Below are 15,355 nucleotides of genomic sequence, written 5' to 3' on the forward strand. Positions count from 1 at the left end.
ACACACCGAAGTGGCGCGTCACGGCACGAGCACGACCTTGATGCAGCCGTCCTCCTTCTTCTTGAAGATCTCGTACATCTCGGGAGCCTGGTCCAGCGGCACCCGGTGCGTCACGAGGTCGTCGATGCCGAGCGGATCGGCGGGGTCCTCCACGAGCGGGAGGATCTCGTCGCGCCACCGGTGCACGTTGCACTGGCCCATGCGCAGGGTCAGCTGCTTGTCGAACATCGTCATGAACGGCACCGGATCGGCCGCTCCCGCGTAGACACCGCTGAGCGAGACGGTGCCGCCGCGCTGCACGGCGTCGAGGGCCAGCAGGAGGGCGGCGAGGCGGTCGACGCCGACGGTCGTGGCCGCCTTCTTGGCGAGCGCATCCGGGAGCAGGCCCGCGGCGAACTGCGCGAACGCGGCACCGGGATTGCCGTGCGCCTCCATGCCGACCGCATCGACGATGCCGTGCGGGCCACGGCCGTCGGTGAGCTCCCGCAAGCGGTCGACGACGTCGTCGGTGAGGTCGAGCGTCTCGATGCCGTGGCGCTCGGCCATGGCGCGGCGCTCGGGCACGGGGTCGACCGCGATCACGCGATGGCCGAGGTGCCGGCCGATGCGCGCGGCGAACTGGCCGACGGGACCGAGCCCGATCACGCCGAGCACGCCGTCATCCGGGAGCTCGGCGTACTGCACGCCCTGCCAGGCGGTGGGCAGGATGTCGGAGAGGAACAGGTAGCGGTGGTCGGGCAGCTCGGTGCCCACCTTCTGGGCGTTGAAGTCGGCGAACGGCACGCGGAGCTTCTCGGCCTGGCCGCCGGGGATCGAGCCGTAGAGCTCGGTGTAGCCGTAGAGGTCGGCGCCGGTGCCGGTGTCGCGGTTCTGGGTGGTCTCGCACTGGGTGGTCAGACCGCGCTCGCACATGTGGCAGTGGCCGCAGGCGATCACGAACGGGATGACGACGCGGTCGCCGACCTGGAGCCGGGAGACGGCCGATCCGACCTGCTCGACGATCCCCATCGGCTCGTGGCCGAGGATGTCGCCCTTGTCCAGGAACGGCCCGAGCACGTCGTAGAGGTGCAGGTCGGAGCCGCAGATGGCGGTGGAGGTGACACGGATGACGACGTCGGTCGGCTCCTGGATCACGGGATCCGGGACCTCTTCGACGCTGACCTTCATGGTGCCCTGGTAGGTGAGTGCTCTCATGCTTCCGGCCTACGCCTCCTGGGGGCCGGTGGCGAGGGGGTTGACGGGCGTCAGTCGACGAGGCGGCGCAGGAACCCGGCGAAACCGCCCGCCGTGCGGCCGTCGGTGCGGCCCGAGGTGTCGACAGGAGCGCCGCCCAGATCCGTCACGAGCGGTGGTGGCGCCTCCCCCACCACTCCGAGCATCGGCAGCAGCCCGGGGTCGAGCGCCTCGACGGCCGCCACCAGACCCTCGTCCTCACCGGAGGCGAGGGGCGGGAAGCCGCCCGCCAGCAGGTAGGCATCGACGCGCACGCCGAGGTTGGCGCCGTAGACGTGGCGCTCGGGCGCGAGGTGGGCGTCGTGCCAGGCACGGAGCACATCGCCGTCGAGGTCCGCTGCGCGAGGCAGCACGCGGCCGAGGGCCACGAGGGCACCGGAATCGGCGGCCTTGCGGTGCTCCCGGAGCCAGGTGCGGGGCACGACGCTGTCGGCATCCGTCGACGCGATCCAGTGCCTCCTCCTCGGCACCGACGAGTCGAGCAGCTCTTCGACTCCCGCCGCCCTGGCCCGGCCCACGTTCGCGAAGGCGGTCTGCACCACGCGGATGCGGGGGCCGAACGAGCGGGCCACGTCGACGGATCCGTCGGTGCAGTCGTCGAGCACCACAACGATGCGGGTGCGAATGCGGCCGGGCAGCGCGTCGACGGCCACGAGCACCGACTCGAGACAGGTGCCGAGCAGCTCCCCCTCGTTGCGGGCCGGGACCACCACGTCGATGCGCTCGATCACAGGAGGCCTCTCACAGGATGGGGCCTCTCACAGGATGCCCTCTCGCCGCGCCACCGAGACGGCGGGGGCGCGGGTGAAGACGTCGAGCACGAAGTCCTCCTCGAGGTGGTGGGCGAGACGATCGAGGCCCGAGCGGGAGGCGAAGGCGGCGTGCACGTCGTCGCCCGAGGTCGCGCGGCCGGTGACGGGGTGGCGCCAGTGACAGACGGCGACCGCGCCGCTCTCGGTGAGGGTGTCGAGGATGCGGTCGATCAGGCCGGCGAGGTCGGGGGCGTCGAGGTAGTAGCCCACCTCGCTGACGACCACGAGGTCGAACCGCCCCTCCGGCCACTCGGCCGGCACCTGCAGCCGACGGAACTCGGCGCTGGGGGTGGAGGTGGGGGTGGCACCCGCACCGGTCGCGGGAGCCGCCGCGGAGACCTCGGCGAAGCCGGCGGCGGCAGCATGGGTGCGAGCGCGCTCGAGGGCGACCTCGGAGACGTCGACGCCCACGAAGCGGTCGGTCGTGCGCCCGAGCAGGACGGCGGAGAGCACGCCGGTGGAGCAGCCGACCTCGAGCACGGTGCCGTAGCGGCGGGCGGGAAGAGCGGCGACGAGGAGGGCGCGCTTGCGCTCCTCGTACCACCGTGACTCGAAGCCCCACGGGTCGTCTGCTGCGGCGTGCAGCCGGTCGAAGTAGTCGGCGGCGACCCCTCCGTCGTGCAGCTCGGCCGGGGCCGGGGCGGGCGGGCTCGGCGTGAGGTCGATGAAGAGCTCGAAGGGGCGGGCGAAGTGCTCGAGCATGCCCTCGTCGAGGAGCACCTCGTCGCCGGGGAGTCCGCTGAGGGGGGAGACCTGGCTCGTGTGGAGGGCCAGTGCGCGCAGCTTGGCGTCGACGATCTCGGGGTCGAGGGCGACGGATACGAAGGAGTCCCAGGGCACGACGGGATCGTCGGCCGCGGCCCAGTGCCAGAGCCAGACGGGGTAGGCGAGGTGCCACAGCCCGCGCGAGCCGGCGACGGTCGCGGCGGCCTCGCAGGCAGCCTCGTGGTCGGGGTGGCGATCCCCTGCCCAGGTCGACACGAGCAGCACTCGCGCGCCTCGCGATCCGCTGTCGCCCTCACCCCCGACACCCACGAGGGTCTCCAGCCGCTCGCGCAGGGCGGGGACCGCGTGGCTCAGGCCGCCGTCGGGAAGACGTGCGAACTCGACTGTGGCGCCGGGCGCCACGAGGGCGACGGCCTCGGTGGTCTCGGTCTCGCGGAGGCGTGCCAGCTCGTCGGGGCGGTGGGTGGAGGAGTCCGGGTGGGACGCCTCGCCCGAGGTCGCCACGAGCACCGTCGTGCGCACCCCGGCCGCGTAGGCGCGGGCGAGCAGGCCGGCGGCGCCGAGCGTCTCGTCGTCGGGATGGGCGGCGAGCACCACGAGGTGGTCGATCTCGGCGAACATCCCCTCCTGGAGCTCGACGGGCTCGTGCCCCTCGATCGCCTCGAGCCATTCGGTCTCGGGGGTTCCGCCCGTGTCGTGGGTGAAGCTCATGGTCGGGAGCCCTTCTGCGTGGGTGGGCCGGCGAGAGCGGTGAGGAGGCGGCCGACGCGAGCCTCGTCGCGGGTGCCGTGGTCCTGGCGGAGGTAGAGCTCGAGGTCGGCCACGCGCGCCGCGTAGTCGACGTCGAGGGCCAGGGGTGCCGGGCCCAGGCCGTGCGCGGCTTCGCGCAGCACATCCTCGGCGGCCGACCGCACGATCGACCGCGTCACCTGCGCGAGCAGCGCGGCCTCGCTCGCGGCGTCACCGGCGCCCCCGGCAGGATCCGCGGGATCGCCGGCGGCGGGATCGATGGCGGCACCATCCATCGCGGCGCCATCCATCGCGGCCGCATCGGCACCGGCAGCATCGACGGCGGCCGCGGCCGCGGCGAGCGCCGACGCCGCCGACTGCACGGCGAGGGCCACGCGGCCCGCGTGCAGGAGGGCGATGTCGTCGCCGCGCTCCACGGCGGCCTGCACGACCCTGCGGGCGAGGCCGACGGCGCCGCCGAACCAGCACGCCGCCACTCCGATGCCGCCCCACTCGAAACCTGCACGCTCGAGGTACCAGCCGGTCGCGCCCACGGGCACCGCCGGCACTCCCCGGAAGTCCGTCGGGCCGCTCGGCACCGTGGGGAACCCGCGAGCCACCCACTCGTCCTCGCGCACCCTCACCCCGACGTGCCGCAGATCCACGGCGAAAAGCCGCCGCCCGCCGCCCTCCGCCGCTGTCCGTCCCGTCGCCGCGGGCCCCCCGGCCGGGACGTGCGCCGTGACGAGCGCGTGGGTGAGACGACCGGCGAGGGAGCACCAGGGCTTGGTGCCGTCGAGAACCCAGCCCGAGGCATCCGGCGCCGCCGTGAGCCGCACGCCTGGCCCCTCGGCCGCGAAGACACCCCACGTGCTCGCGGCGTCGGCTCCGATGGCGGCCAGGTCGACCGGTTCGGGGCACTCCGCGAGGATCATCGCCGCGTCGAGGTGCGGCTCCACCACCCGCGCGACCGTCACGTCGGCGGCCGCGAGGGTCGCGAGCGTCTCGAGGTAGAGAGCGGTGGAGCCGCGCCCGGGCCGCGGAACCCGCCTGGCGACCAGGGTGGCCAGTTCGAGGGCGAGGCCCACAGCGGCCGGCCCCGCATCATCACGGGCCCGCTCGGCCTCGTCGAAGAGCTCTTCCAGCCCGGGGCTCACGATGGCCGGCGACACCAGCAGACGCCGCACCTGTCCGGGCTCGAGCGTCACCGCTCCGGGTCGCATCGCTCCTCGTCTCCGCTTCCCGCATCAGGACGCACTTTTCTTCATCCAACAAGGCTTCGGACCGCCGTCACACCCCTTGACTCGAATCCGCGCCGCTGTTGCGCCGGAATCGGATGGTCGTACGGTCGATGGGATGGACCTAGGGATCTCAGGCAAGAAGGCGCTCGTGACCGGAGCGGACTCCGGCATCGGCTGGCACACGGCGAAACTGCTCCTCGAGGAGGGCGCGACCGTCGTGATGAGCGACATCGACCAGTCCGCCCTCGACGAAGCCGTCTCGCGCCTGCCCGGCAGCGGCGACGGCGGGAGCGACGGCGGCGGCGATCGCGTGCACGCGTTCGCTGCCGACATCACGAGCCTCGACGACCTCGACGAGCTGCACACCAAGGTGCAGGATGCCGTGGGCGACATCGACATCCTCGTGCAGTCGGCCGGGGTCACGGGCGCACAGGGGCTGTTCCACGAGATCACCGACGAGGGCTGGACGAAGACCATCGAGACCGACCTCATCGGCCCGGTGCGTCTCATCCGCCGTTTCCTCCCGTCGCTCCGCAAGGGTGGCTGGGGTCGTCTCGTGCTCCTCGCCTCCGAGGATGCGGTGCAGCCCTACGACGACGAGCTCCCCTACTGCGCCGCCAAGGCCGGGATCCTGGCGCTCGCGAAGGGCCTGTCGCGCTCCTACGCCACGGAGGGACTGCTCGTGAACGCCGTCTCGCCGGCTTTCATCCAGACCCCCATGACCGACGCCATGATGCAGAAGCGCGCCGCCGAGCTCGACACGACCCCGGAGGAGGCGATCGAGTCGTTCCTCGTGGAGGAGCGCCCCTACATGGAGCTCGGGCGCCGCGGTGAGCCCGAGGAGGTGGCGAACGTCATCGCGTTCCTGTGCTCGGACCTCGCCTCGTTCGTGAACGGCTCGAACTACCGCGTCGACTCCGGATCGGTCGCCACGATCTGAGCCTTCGCGCTGGGTAGGCTCGCAACATGAGCGAGTCGGACGCCGTGCTGCTGTTCTCCTACGGCACGCTGCGGCAGCCGGAGGTGCAGCTGGCCACCTTCGGGCGGCTGCTCGCCGGGCGCGAGACGGCCGTGGTGGGGTTCCGGGTGGAGTGGTTGACCATCACCGACCCGCAGGTGATCGCCACGAGCGGGAGCGACCGGCATCCACTGCTCGTTCCAGCCGGCGAGACCGACCGAGGGACGGCCTCGGTGCCCGGCACGGTCTTCGAGATCAGCGCGGCCGAGCTCGCCGCCGCCGACGAGTACGAGGTCGACGACTACCGGCGCGTGCTCGTGCCGCTCGACACCGGCGAGAAGGCCTGGGTCTACGTCTTCGCAGGCTGAGCCGGCTGGCCAGCCCGGCCCGCTACCCGGCCGCCGGCATCCGGATGCTCGTGACCAGGTCCACGAGGTGCGGCTCGGGCGGCGCCGATCCGAAGCCGAACCGCACGGGCGGATCGAGCGCCGCGAAGGCCCCGAGGTCGACCCCGTCGAGGCGGGCTCCGGCCCAGGCGATGCGGCGGAGCGTCGTCACGCCGTAGAACTCGCGTCGGCCGCCACCGGCGGTCCCCGCCGTCCGCACTCCCGGCACGATCACCCTCGCGAGGGGGTCGATCGCCTCGAGCCACAGCGGCGCCGTGGCGATCCGCGGGGGCACCACCCGCAGCAGTCGGCCGAGCGGCGGCATCGCGCCCACGAAGAGGCGCGCCTCGAGCCCGCTCGCCTCGACCCGCAACCCGCCCGTGATCCGGTGCCAGGCCACGGGCACCACTCGCACCTCGTCGAACGAGTAGGTCGACGACACGAACTCCGCCACCTCGTCGGAGGGCGCGAGCAGGGTGCGGTGACCGCCGGCATCCTCGAGCATCACGTCGGCGAAGGGGCCGAACGGCGAGCGCTGCCAGAGGCCGGCCACGATGCGCGTGCCCGAGGCGGTGCCGAAGCCGGCGATGCGGCCGGCGAAGCGCACGGTCCGCGCTCCCGTGCTGTCTCCGGCGCGCGGCACCGCGGTCTCGCCGCTCATTCCGGCAGCGTCATCTCGAGGCTCACCCCGAGCGGCAGCCATCGCTCCCGCGGCCAGCGCCACAGACCGTCGTCGCCCTGCTCGAGCGCTCGGAACATGCGCCATGGCAGCTCGTAGTGCTCGCCCAGCCGGTCGAGCCGCAGGCCCGCGTCGAGCAGCCCGCCGAGCGTCGCCGAGAGCGGATGCGTCCACTCCCACGTGCGCGGATTCTCCAGCACCGCGGACTCGTCGGCGTAGTCGCCCTGCTCCTCGAGCACCGTGGGCACCCCTCCGTCGTCGTAGGGGTACGCGAAGCGGGGCAGCGCTCCTGGCTCCGCGTCGTCGAACACCCAGGCTGCCGGATGCGAGTCGGCGAAGTAGAAGCGACCGCCGGGCTTCACGAACCACGACACGATCCGCGCCCACTCGACGATGTCGGGCAGCCAGCCGATCGTGCCCCAGCTCGTGTAGACGAGGTCGAACGAGCCGGGCTGGGGCAGCAGGTGCCTGGCGTCGTAGACGTTCGCCACCACGAAGCGTGCCCGGTCGGAGAGCCCCGTGGAGGCCGCGAGCTCGCGCGCCGCCCTGACGGCGGGCAGCGAGAAGTCGAGGCCCACGACCTCGGCACCGCGTTGGGCGAAGACGAGGGAGTCGGCACCGAAATGGCACTGCAGGTGCAGCACGCGGAGTCCCTCGAGACCCTGGGGGAACATCCGCCCGAGCGCCTCCTCCTCGAGCTCGCGCAAGCGGCCGCGGCCGGCGAGCAGCTCGGACTGGTCGTAGTGATCGCCGTTCACGTGCAGCGGCACGCGCTCGTTCCAGCTCGCGAGGTTGTCGTCGAGCCAGGCGCCGGCGCGGGGGTCGATCTCGCCGCGTGGGTGGATCTCGACCGGTGTCGTCTCAGTGGGTGCCGTGCCGTCGTTCTCAGCCATGGTCCGAGGCTACCCGGGTGCGCTGGTCGCGCCCTCAGCGGCCCACGCGACGGTCGGGCTCGGTCTGGGCCCGCACGTGGATGCGCTCGCCGTCGCGGTTGAAGATGCACATCAGCTCGACCTCACCGCCGTCGGCGCTGCCGAGCCAGTGCGGAACGCGCGTGGCGAACTCCGCGGCCTCCCCCGGCCGCAGCACGAGGTCGTGCTCGCCGAGCATGAGCCGCAGCCGCCCGCTCAGCACGTAGACCCACTCGAAGCCCTCGTGGGTCTTCAGCGACGGCGCCTCGGCGGGCGAGCTCCCGGGCGGCACGGCGGGGATGACCATGCGCACCGTCTGGTTCGGCGAGGTCTCCTTCGAGAGGCTGTAGATGACACGGCCGTCGGCCCGCGAGCGCCGCGCGGGCACGCGCGGATCGGGCACCTCGTCGCTCACGAGCTCGTCGAGGCTGAGCTCGAGCGCCCGGGCGAGCGGGATGAGCAGATCGAGGTTGGGCTGGCGGCCACCGCTCTCCACCCGCGAGATCGTGCTCGCCGAGATGCCGGTCGAGGCGGAGACGTCGGCCAGCGTGAGCCCCTTGTCCGCGCGGGCGGCGCGGAGTCGTGCCCCGATGCGCGCGGCACGCGACTCGGAGGCGGAGGGCGGCGGCTCGGGGGCGATGGTCTGCACCTTGCCATTTCAGCACATCTCATTGCCGAAGTCGAACGCCGCCGCGAGAGTGGTGGCATGAACGAAGACACCTATGACGTCATCATCGTCGGGGGCGGCGCCGCCGGACTCAACGCAGCCCTCGTGCTCACCCGCGCCCGTCGCCGTGTGCTCGTGGTCGACGCGGGCGCACCGCGCAACCGCTTCGCCGCGCACATGCACGGCTTCCTCACCCGCGACGGCTTCTCGCCGCTCGAGCTGCTCGCACTCGGCCGCGCCGAGGTGCGGGGCTACGGCGGCGAGATCCTCGCCGGCCGCGCGGTCTCGGCCACCGGCGAGGCGGGCGCCTTCGAGGTCACCGTGGAACTCGCCGAGCCCGATGCCACCCGCACCACCGGCGGCACCGCCACCTTCACCGCCCGCCGCCTCGTGATCGCGAGCGGCCTCCGCGACGAGCTCCCCACCATCCCCGGCCTCGCCGAGCAGTGGGGCACGGGCGCCATCGCGTGCCCCTACTGCGACGGCTGGGAGGCGCGCGACCTCCGCCTCGGCGTGATCGCCACGGGCCCGATGTCGATCCACCAGGCCACTCTCGTGCGCCAGTGGTCGGCCGACGTGACCTTCGTCGGACCGCTCACCGACGACCTCGACCCCGCGGTGCGCGAGGGTCTCGAGGCCCGTGGGGTGCGCATCATCGCCACCGAGATCTCGAGCGTCCTGAGCTCTGCCGACGGCACGCTCACGGGCGTCGCCCTGGCCGACGGCACGACCCTCGACCTCGACCGCCTCTTCGTGGGCCCGCGCCTGCAGGCGAACGACGAGCTCCTGCGTCAGCTCGGAGCGGAGACCGCCGAGGGCCCGATGGGCGCGTGGACCGCCTCCGACTTCACGGGCCTCACGAGCGTGCCCGGTGTCTGGGTGGCGGGCAACTCCGGCAACGCCGGCGCGCTCGTGGTGGTGGCGGCGGGCATGGGGGCCATGGCGGGGGCGGCCCTCAACGCCGACCTCGTCGCCGCCGAGACCCGAGCGGCCGTCGAGGCGGCTCGCGCAGGCTCGACCCGCACTCCGGTGTGATCGAGTGATCTGTAACGACGCGAATTCGCGAGACCGACCCGATATAGGCCACCGGTCTTCGAAATTCGCGTAGTTACTCGTCACCAACCCGTCAGCGACACCCCGCGTCAGCCCTGGGCGAGCACCGAGACGTCGTTCCACTTCTCCCACGTCTCGATCCGGCTCGCGTAGTCGGCCTTCGCGATGCCGAGCGGTGCCGTGCCGAAGAACACGCGCAGCGGCGGCTCCTCCGCGTCGACGACCCGGAGGATGGCCTGAGCCGACGCCGCGGGATCGCCCGGCGTGGCGTTGCGGGTCTTCCGCGCCTCGGCCACCGACTCGTGCAGGGCGGCGTAGGCCTCGAGCGGCTCCGAGGTCGCGGCCGACGACCCCGACCAGTCGGTGCTGAAGCCACCGGGCTCCACGAGCGTCACGTGGATACCGAATCCGGCGACCTCCTGCGCGAGCGACTGCGAGAACCCCTCGAGCGCCCACTTCGACGCGTGGTAGATGCCCACGAGCGGGAACGCCGAGATGCCGCCGATCGACGACACCTGGATGATGTGCCCGCTGCCCTGGGCGCGCAGGTGCGGCAGAGCGGCCTGGGTGATCCAGAGGGCGCCGAAGACGTTGGTCTCGAGCTGCGCCCGGGCCTCGGCCTCCGTCACCTCCTCGACGAAGCCGAAGTGGCCGTAGCCGGCGTTGTTCACGACCACGTCGAGACGCCCGAACCGCAGGACGGCCGCGTCGACCGCAGCGAAGTCGGCACCGCGGTCGGTGACGTCGAGCGCGATCGGCAGGATGCGGTCGCCGAACCGCTCGACCAGGTCGTCGAGCGAGGAGACGTCGCGCGCGGTCGCCGCCACGCTGTCGCCGCGCTCGAGGGCGGCGACCGCCCACTCCCGGCCGAAGCCGCGCGAGGTACCGGTGATGAACCAGGTCTTCGAAGCCATGTGCATTCCCTTCGTCGGGCGCCGACGACGATGCCGGCCCGAAGAACCCAACGAGCCCGAGGCCTCCGTTGTTCCCGCTCACCGCTAAGCTGGCCGCGAGCGCACGGGGGCGGGCGCAAGACGGGGGATCCCATGAGGGACAGAAGGCTTCTGTTCGCCATCCTGCTCGGGGTCATCCCGCTCAGCCAGTTCCCGATCGACGTCTACACTCCCGCCATCCCCGACATGGTGCGGGAGTTCGACACCTCCACCACGCTCGTGCAGAACACCGTCTCGGCCTACGTGCTCGGCATGAGCCTCGGCCTCCTGCCCATCGGCGTGATCGCCGATGCGAAGGGCCGCAAGCCCACGCTGCTCGTGTGCCTCGCCCTGCTGTTCGTCGCGAGCATCGCCATCGCCTTCACGACCGACATCGGGGTGCTGCTCGTGCTCCGCTTCGTGCAGGGGGTCGGCGGCTGCGCGTGCATGGTGATCGTCTACGCCATCGCCGCCGACCTCTTCCGCGGGCCACGGCTCACCTCGGTCTCGGGGTGGCTCGGTGCCTCGTGGGGTCTCGCCCCGGTGGTAGCGCCCGCGATCGGCGGCGTGATCGCCCAGTTCGTCTCCTGGCGAGGCATCTTCGTGCTCGTCGCGGTGCTGGCGGCGCTCGCGGCCCTCGTGGTGTGGCGGCTGCTGCCCGAGACGCTGACCCCCGAGGCCGCGACCCCCATCCGCCCCCGTGCCATCGCCCGAGTGCTCGGCGGCACCCTGCGGCGCCGCGTCTTCGTGGGCCTCACCCTCGTGTTCGCGGTCTTCGCGAGCGCACAGCTGCTCTTCGGCGTCGTCGCCCCCGTGCTCTACCAGGACGTGCTCGGGCTGTCACCGCTCACCTACGGCTTCATCGCCCTGGTGGTGGGCGCCGCCAATCTCGGCGGCGAGCTCGCGACCGGCGCCTTCGCCACCCGGCTGTCGTCGCGCACGCTCGGTGGGGCCGCTCTGGCGCTGTTCACGGCGGGGGCGCTCGTGCTGGCCCTCAGCGGGTTCCTGGTGGGCCCGGACATCGTGCTCATCACAGTGGGCGGCATCCTCGTGATGCTCGGCTGCGGCGCACTGTGCCCGCTCGCCTACGGTCTCGCGCTCGGTCTGTTCGACCGCAACCTCGGGCTCGTGGGCGGCCTCACGAGCGCGGTCTGCTACCTCTTCGTGGCGGTCACCCTGGGCGCCGCGGCCGTCCTCCCCGAGACCGACCAGACCCCCATCGGCCTCGTCTACCTCGGCTGCGCGGTGGCGGGTGGCGTGCTGATGGCCCTGTGGCTGCCCCGCCGCCGGAGGGACACCCACACACCCGTGTCGACCGCCGAGCCCGGTTCCCGACCCGTCTGAGTGCGCGACTACCGCACGTCGGCGAGACCGTCCGCGACCTCGCCGCGCGACGTCCACGCGCTCACGGCGTCGGCGAAGAGCTGCGGGTTCTCCGCGCTCCAGTGGTGGTGCAGGCCGGGAGCCACCGCCGTTCGCGCCGAGGGCAGCGCCTCACGGAGCCGCGCCAGTGAGGCCTGGCGCACGAAGGCTGCGTCCCGACCGCCGGCGGTGGCGAGCACAGGTGCTCGCACCCGGGCAAGCGCACCGACGGACGTCCCCGCGCGCATCTCCCGGTAGATCTCCTCAGCGGTCTGGCGCCGGATCCCGGATCCCGTGGAGACGAACAGCTCCAGATCCTCCCCCGAGAGCCCATAGCTCCGGCCGGTGCCGCGCCAGTAGGCGGGAGAGTTCCAGGCCCGGATCGCCATCGCGCTCGCGAACCGGGCGGGGAGGGAGGGAGGTGCGAGGGCGGCACTCGCCGCGAAGACGCTGCGCACGCGGTCCGGATGCGCGGCCGCGACCGCGAGGGCCACCGACGACCCGAGCGACAGGCCCACCAGATGCGCCCTTCCCTCGGGAGCGAACTCCGCCACGAGCGAGGCGACGTGCCGTGCCGCCTCGGCCACCGACCCCCAGGCCAGCTGGCTGCTGCCGCCGAACCCCGGCAGGTCGGGCACGATCAGATGATGCCCCCGGAGCCCGTCGAGTTGGGGACCCCACATCCACCCCGCCGTGTTCGAGGAGTGCAGGAGGACGAGCGTCTCCCCGCTCCCGCGGTCGAGCTCCTCTGCCGCGAGCCCGGTCGAGGTGGCGACACCGCTCACGCCTGATCCCCCGCACCTGCCGCCAGCACCCCGAGGGCGTTGGCGATCACGCGATCGAGAAGGCCACCGAGCAGCTCGAGGTCCACGCCCGCGTCGACTCCGTCCTGGCGCCCGTCGAGCCCCCGCCAGGCGCGGTCGAGAAGGGCACCGCCCTCGGACGTGAGCCGCACGAGTCTGGCCCTGGCGTCGCGAGGGTGAGGGCGCACCTCGACGAGACCGTTCGCGCGAAGCCCTTCGAGCCGCTGGGTGACAGAGGCCCGGGAGACCGAGAGATCGTCGGCGATCTCGCGCTGCGTCGGCTCGCCCAGCACCCGCACCACGAGCAGCACCACGAAGTCGGAGTACGGGATGCCGTGGTGAGCCCGCAGATAGCGGTCCGAGATCCGGTCGAGCAGAGCGGTGGCACGGTGCAGCTTGACGGCGGGGCTGTCGGCGAACGGGGCGATCGGCGGTGTCGTCATATCGTTAAGTACTTAACAGTATGACGACGGTGCTGGTCAAGTTAGAGGAGCATCACGCCTGGCTGATCCGCACCATGTTTCCGGCCGGGTCACGGAACGCCGCGTCGCGGACGCCCCAGAACTGGTCGGTCGGCTCCTGCACGATCTCGGCGTTGCCGGCGGCGCGCACCCTCTCGAACGCGCCGTCGAGGTCGTCGGTGCGGAACAGCAGGCCGGGCAGTTCGCCCTTCGCGAGCAGCGCCTCGATGGCGGCGCCGTCCTCCTCGGAGTGGCCGGCACGCGGCTGGGAGATCACGATCTCGATCTCGGGCTGGTCGGGGGTCGAGAGCGTGATCCAGCGGAAGCCGTCGTTCTCGACCTCCGAGCGGAGTTCGAGCCCGAGAGTGTCGCGGTAGAACGCGAGGGCGGCGTCGGGGTCGTCGGCGAGCAGGTGCACGTGGCTGAGTGAGATGGTCATGGCTCGACGTTAGCGAGCGAGGGCCTCCAGGCGCTTCTCGGTTCCTGCTCGATCCGCGGATGCCGTGCGCACCCTGCGCGGGCGCCCCAGCACCATCGCCTCGCAGCTCGGCACCACGGTGACGGCCTCGTGCGAGAGCGCCCGGTACGCGCTCGGCGTCATCCCCACGATCTCGGTGAATCTCGAGCTGAACGACCCGATGCTCGTGCAGCCGACGGCCCAGCAGACCTCGCTCACACTCACCGCGTCGCCCTGCCGGAGGAGGGCCTTGGCACGCTCGATGCGCCGGGTCATGAGGTGGGCGTAGGGGGTCTCGCCGTAAGCCTCCCGGAAGCGGCGGCTGAAGTGCGCGGTCGACATGAGCGCCGCGCGGGCGAGCGCGGGCACGTCGAGCGGTCGGGCGTACTCGCGATCCATGAGGTCGCGCGCCCGGCGCAGGCGTCGCAGCTCGTCGAGCGAGGGAGTGACCATCAGAGCCTCAGGTGGCGAGCAGCCGCGCGCGCTGCTCCTCCACGTCGAACGCGGCGGTCGGCCACTCGAGGTCGAGGCCCCGGAGCGCCTCGTCGAGCAGCTGCTGCACGGCGAGGGCGGAGTACCACTTGCGGTCGGCCGGCACCACGTGCCACGGCGCCCACGGCGTGCTCGTGGCACGGAGGGTGTCTCCGTAGGCGGCCTGGAAGAGCGGCCAGAGCGCACGGTCGTCGACGTCGGCGGGTGAGAACTTCCAGTGCTTGTCGGGCCGGTCGAGTCGGCGCAGCAGGCGGGAGCGCTGCTCGTCGCGACCGAGGTGCAGGAGCACCTTGACCACCGTGGTGCCGTTCTCGGTGAGCCGCTTCTCGAAGGCGTTGATCTCGTCGTGCCGCGCCGCGATCTGCTCTGCTCCGAGAGTCCCGTGCACGGCGGGCACGAGCACGTCCTCGTAGTGCGACCGGTCGAAGATGCCGATGCGGCCGGCGGCCGGGAGCACCTTCTCGACCCGCCAGAGGAACGGATGCGCGAGCTCCTCGGCGGTCGGCTTCTTGAAGGCGTGGTGCGACAGGCCCTGCGGATCCATGCTGGCCGCCACCCGCTTGACCACCCCGCCCTTGCCCGCCGTGTCCATGCCCTGCAGCACGAGCAGCACCGAGCGGTCGCCACCGGAGAGGCTCGAGGCGAAGAGCTTCTCCTGCAGTTCGTCGAGTGAGGGCGTCGTGGCCTCCGTCAGCGCAGCGCCCTCTTGCTTGCCCTCCACCCCCGGTGTCGCATCCGTCGCGATGGCCGCGAGGTCGACCGGCCCGTCGCCGGCCGGCACCCGCAGGAGCTCGCCCCACGAAGCGCGGGTCCCCGAATCCTGAGTCATGGCGACACCCTACCCAGCGGGGGCGTCGAGCGCCTGATTCGCCTCGGCCCCCCAGCGCACGGGCCCGGCCCCCTCGTCGCCGAGCCGGTCGCCGGGGTTGTTGAGCGCGCACGTGGTGAGGCTGAGGCAGCCGCAGCCGATGCAGCCGTCGAGCTCGGTGCGGAGGTGCTGCAGGTCGGCGATGCGGGCGTCGAGCTCGGCCCGCCAGCCGGCGGAGATGCCCATCCAGTCGGCGCGCGTGGGGGTGCGGGCATCCGGCAGCGAGTCGAGGGCGGCGCGGATGTCGGCGAGCGAGATGCCCACGCGCTGCGAGGTGCGGATGAAGGCGATCCGGCGCAGCACGTCGCGCCGGTAGCGCCGCTGGTTGCCGGCGGTGCGCTCGGCGCTGATGAGCCCGTGCTTCTCGTAGAAGCGCAGCGCCGACACGCTCGTGCCGCTGCGTTCTGAGAGCTGGCCGATGGCCAGCAGACTGCGGCCAGGGTCGACACTGGGCATCCGCTGTCACCTCCTTGACCTCAACCGTAGTCGAGGTCCTAACGTTGAGTCATGACTGAATACACGCTGCCGGACCTGCCGTACGACTACGCCGCTCTCGAGCCCCACATCTCGGGCAAGATCATGCAG

18 protein-coding genes and 1 pseudogene are annotated in these 15,355 nt (G+C 72.3%); 5 read left to right on the forward strand and 14 right to left on the reverse strand.

Annotated elements, in window-relative coordinates; translation table 11 throughout:
* Nucleotides 1-18 precede the first annotated feature (18 nt).
* From N1028_RS15505 to N1028_RS15520, 4 genes are read right to left on the reverse strand one after another with little or no spacing between them, the layout of a single operon-like run.
* Nucleotides 19-1,194 (reverse strand): alcohol dehydrogenase catalytic domain-containing protein, encoded by a 1,176-nt coding sequence (locus N1028_RS15505; RefSeq protein WP_259530281.1) that lies wholly within the window; start codon nt 1,192-1,194, stop codon nt 19-21.
* A 50-nt stretch (nt 1,195-1,244) separates the two neighbouring features.
* Entirely contained in the window at nt 1,245-1,964 is a 720-nt protein-coding gene (locus N1028_RS15510; protein ID WP_259530282.1) for a glycosyltransferase family 2 protein, read from the reverse strand.
* A gap of 27 nt (nt 1,965-1,991) precedes the next feature.
* On the reverse strand, nt 1,992-3,482 hold the full coding sequence (locus tag N1028_RS15515) for a bifunctional PIG-L family deacetylase/class I SAM-dependent methyltransferase (RefSeq protein ID WP_259530284.1): 1,491 nt from the start codon (nt 3,480-3,482) through the stop codon (nt 1,992-1,994).
* Nucleotides 3,479-4,723, reverse strand: coding sequence for an acyl-CoA dehydrogenase family protein (locus N1028_RS15520; protein WP_259530285.1), 1,245 nt, complete (start codon nt 4,721-4,723; stop codon nt 3,479-3,481). The genes N1028_RS15515 and N1028_RS15520 overlap by 4 nt, the downstream gene beginning before the upstream one ends.
* Before the next feature lie 133 nt (nt 4,724-4,856).
* On the opposite strand from N1028_RS15520, the gene N1028_RS15525 reads away from it, so the two are divergent.
* Nucleotides 4,857-5,681, forward strand: a complete 825-nt coding sequence (locus N1028_RS15525; protein ID WP_259530286.1) for an SDR family NAD(P)-dependent oxidoreductase — start codon at nt 4,857-4,859, stop codon at nt 5,679-5,681.
* 26 nt (nt 5,682-5,707) lie between these two features.
* Entirely contained in the window at nt 5,708-6,067 is a 360-nt protein-coding gene (locus tag N1028_RS15530; RefSeq protein WP_259530288.1) for a gamma-glutamylcyclotransferase family protein, read from the forward strand.
* A 22-nt stretch (nt 6,068-6,089) separates the two neighbouring features.
* Here N1028_RS15530 and N1028_RS15535 read toward each other — a convergent pair whose 3' ends face one another.
* Genes N1028_RS15535 through N1028_RS15545 form a run of 3 tightly spaced genes read right to left on the reverse strand, consistent with a single transcriptional unit; the run spans nt 6,090 to nt 8,324 of the window.
* Nucleotides 6,090-6,746: a hypothetical protein gene (locus tag N1028_RS15535; protein WP_259530289.1), complete on the reverse strand. Its 657-nt coding sequence runs from the start codon at nt 6,744-6,746 to the stop codon at nt 6,090-6,092.
* Nucleotides 6,743-7,657, reverse strand: a complete 915-nt coding sequence (locus tag N1028_RS15540; RefSeq protein WP_259530290.1) for a class I SAM-dependent methyltransferase — start codon at nt 7,655-7,657, stop codon at nt 6,743-6,745. The genes N1028_RS15535 and N1028_RS15540 overlap by 4 nt, the downstream gene beginning before the upstream one ends.
* Before the next feature lie 34 nt (nt 7,658-7,691).
* Entirely contained in the window at nt 7,692-8,324 is a 633-nt protein-coding gene (locus tag N1028_RS15545) for a helix-turn-helix domain-containing protein (protein WP_310795607.1), read from the reverse strand.
* A gap of 57 nt (nt 8,325-8,381) precedes the next feature.
* Between N1028_RS15545 and N1028_RS15550 the strand changes: the two genes are divergently transcribed.
* Entirely contained in the window at nt 8,382-9,377 is a 996-nt protein-coding gene (locus N1028_RS15550; RefSeq protein WP_259530292.1) for an NAD(P)/FAD-dependent oxidoreductase, read from the forward strand.
* Nucleotides 9,378-9,484: 107 nt separating this feature from the next.
* Here the strand turns inward: N1028_RS15550 and N1028_RS15555 are convergent, their stop codons facing one another.
* A complete protein-coding gene (locus tag N1028_RS15555; protein ID WP_259530293.1) occupies nt 9,485-10,309 on the reverse strand; it encodes an SDR family oxidoreductase in 825 nt (274 codons plus the stop codon).
* 132 nt (nt 10,310-10,441) lie between these two features.
* Here N1028_RS15555 and N1028_RS15560 point away from each other — a divergent pair, with 132 nt between their 5' ends.
* Nucleotides 10,442-11,671 (forward strand): multidrug effflux MFS transporter, encoded by a 1,230-nt coding sequence (locus N1028_RS15560; protein WP_259530294.1) that lies wholly within the window; start codon nt 10,442-10,444, stop codon nt 11,669-11,671.
* A gap of 8 nt (nt 11,672-11,679) precedes the next feature.
* Here N1028_RS15560 and N1028_RS15565 read toward each other — a convergent pair whose 3' ends face one another.
* The 6 genes from N1028_RS15565 to soxR are packed head-to-tail and all read right to left on the reverse strand — an operon-like array spanning nt 11,680 to nt 15,226.
* The gene (locus N1028_RS15565; protein WP_259530295.1) at nt 11,680-12,474 is read right to left on the reverse strand and encodes an alpha/beta fold hydrolase; all 795 of its coding nucleotides are present in this window, start codon (nt 12,472-12,474) and stop codon (nt 11,680-11,682) included.
* Nucleotides 12,471-12,935 (reverse strand): MarR family winged helix-turn-helix transcriptional regulator, encoded by a 465-nt coding sequence (locus N1028_RS15570; protein ID WP_259530296.1) that lies wholly within the window; start codon nt 12,933-12,935, stop codon nt 12,471-12,473. The genes N1028_RS15565 and N1028_RS15570 overlap by 4 nt, the downstream gene beginning before the upstream one ends.
* Nucleotides 12,936-12,987: 52 nt before the next feature.
* A complete protein-coding gene (locus N1028_RS15575) occupies nt 12,988-13,392 on the reverse strand; it encodes a VOC family protein (protein ID WP_259530297.1) in 405 nt (134 codons plus the stop codon).
* A 9-nt stretch (nt 13,393-13,401) separates the two neighbouring features.
* Entirely contained in the window at nt 13,402-13,863 is a 462-nt protein-coding gene (locus N1028_RS15580) for a helix-turn-helix transcriptional regulator (RefSeq protein WP_259530298.1), read from the reverse strand.
* 7 nt (nt 13,864-13,870) lie between these two features.
* Nucleotides 13,871-14,731: a PPK2 family polyphosphate kinase gene (locus N1028_RS15585; protein WP_259530299.1), complete on the reverse strand. Its 861-nt coding sequence runs from the start codon at nt 14,729-14,731 to the stop codon at nt 13,871-13,873.
* Between the two features lie 9 nt (nt 14,732-14,740).
* Entirely contained in the window at nt 14,741-15,226 is a 486-nt protein-coding gene (soxR, locus tag N1028_RS15590; protein WP_259530300.1) for a redox-sensitive transcriptional activator SoxR, read from the reverse strand.
* A gap of 51 nt (nt 15,227-15,277) precedes the next feature.
* On the opposite strand from soxR, the pseudogene N1028_RS15595 reads away from it, so the two are divergent.
* Nucleotides 15,278-15,355: pseudogene (locus N1028_RS15595) on the forward strand (superoxide dismutase); the annotation flags it as partial.

The sequence above is a fragment of the Herbiconiux oxytropis genome (assembly GCF_024979315.1).
Taxonomy (GTDB): Bacteria; Actinomycetota; Actinomycetes; order Actinomycetales; family Microbacteriaceae; genus Herbiconiux; species Herbiconiux oxytropis.